Here is a 1,207-nt window from a genome sequence, read left to right as displayed (position 1 = left end):
TGACCTGTCCGGGAATTTCCTACCAGTGGTAACTAGAAATTCTGGCCTGGGTTGTTAATTCATTAGTCAGTGTTCCCACGAATTCTCGAGGGGTCAGGTAGTTCAAACTGGAATGGGGTCGGATTTCATTGTAGTGGCGTCGCCAATCCTCAATGATCACTCTGGCCTCCAAACGATTTCTAAACCATTCCATCGATAAGCATTCATCTCGAAACTTGCCGTTGAAGCTTTCATTCGTACCGTTTTGCCAAGGCTTGCCTGGTTCAATCAAAACCGTCTCCAGCTGTTCATCCACAGCCCATTTCAGGAGCTTGGTACTCACAAATTCCGGCCCGTTGTCGCTTCTCAAGTATTTCGGTGCACCACGCAGGCTCACCAATTTGCTGAGCACCTCAATGACACGCTTTGCTCGGATGCTTCCGGCCACATCAATCGCCAAGCATTCCCGTGTGTACTCATCTACTACTGTCAGGCATTTCAATGTTTGCCCGTTGGCACATGCATCATAGACAAAGTCATAGCTCCAAACACTGTTTTTGCCAGTTGGCAAACAAGGACGAGGCTGTGAGGACGCGATCCTGCGACGCTTACGTTTGGCAGGGACTTGCAGCCCAGCCTCACGCCACAAGCGTGAACAACGCTCCTTTCCTACCTCCAGCCCCTCTCGCCCAAGGAATATCCGGATACGGCGAGAGCCAAAGCGAGGATACTGCCCTGACAAACGATGCATGGCTTGAATCACTGGAGCATCCTTTACTGGCATTCTCAACTGGTAATACAAGCCAGAGCGTGAAACATCCATGAGCGCACAGGCCCGGCGTTGAGATACACCACGAGAGATGGCATACCGCGCCTGAATCAATCGGGACTGTGCGCTCACCATTTTTTTGCGTTGATCTCCTTCATGACCTCAATTTCAAGATCCCGATCAACGAGAAGTTTGCGCAACCTAGCATTCTCCGACTCCAGCGTTTTAAGGCGCTTGACCTCATCCGTTTCCATGCTGCCAAACTTCTTACGCCATGCATAAATCGTCGGTTCGCTCACGCCATGGCGTTTGGCTACCTCTGCAACGGGATCTTTGTCCGTTTCCCGCAGAATCCGAACAATCTGTTCATCGCTGTATCGCGTCTTCTTCATTTGCCTCTCACTCTCGAAGAGGCCATTGTCTCAAGTTATCTTGGATCGAAAAAGTTGGGACAGGTCA

General features: G+C 50.5%; 1 protein-coding gene. It reads right to left on the bottom strand.

Features of this window, described 5'->3' with window-relative positions; genetic code table 11:
* Positions 1–19: 19 nt before the first annotated feature.
* Positions 20–1,140, bottom strand: a protein-coding gene (locus QWY27_RS15240; RefSeq protein WP_290199283.1) for an IS3 family transposase whose coding sequence is annotated in 2 segments (ribosomal slippage) — positions 20–882 and positions 882–1,140 — 1,122 coding nt in all. Because the reading frame shifts where the segments join, the coding sequence is not laid out codon by codon here.
* Positions 1,141–1,207: the final 67 nt, after the last annotated feature.

Origin of the sequence: Zwartia vadi (assembly GCF_030410375.1) — a bacterium.
Lineage (GTDB): Bacteria > Pseudomonadota > Gammaproteobacteria > Burkholderiales > Burkholderiaceae_B > Zwartia > Zwartia vadi.
Note: the sequence above shows the minus strand (reverse complement) of the source record. Positions and strands in the feature narration are given on the sequence as shown.